This window comes from Vibrio sp. 10N.222.52.B7 (assembly GCF_041474275.1).
GTDB classification, from domain to species: Bacteria; Pseudomonadota; Gammaproteobacteria; order Enterobacterales; family Vibrionaceae; genus Vibrio; species Vibrio crassostreae_C.
Genome location: NZ_JBFRTU010000123.1, coordinates 1 through 227 on the forward strand (window position 1 = coordinate 1; position 227 = coordinate 227).

General features: G+C 42.3%; 1 rRNA gene. It reads right to left on the minus strand.

Features of this window, described 5'->3' with window-relative positions:
* Positions 1–104 (minus strand): 5S ribosomal RNA (gene rrf / locus AB4512_RS21160); the annotation flags it as partial.
* Between the last annotated feature and the right edge of the window lie 123 nt (positions 105–227).

Here is a 227-nt window from a genome sequence, read left to right on the forward strand (position 1 = left end):
CCTACTCTCACATGGGGAAGCCCCACACTACCATCGGCGCTATTGTGTTTCACTTCTGAGTTCGGCATGGAATCAGGTGGGTCCACAATGCTATGGTCGCCAAGCAAATTTTGCTTTTACTTTCAGCTTTTTTAAAAACTGAAGGCAAAATAATCTGGAAAACTGATTTAAAAGTCTCTTCAAACTCATTCAAGGTCTGGTCTTTCTTTGAGTCCACAAAACCCCTT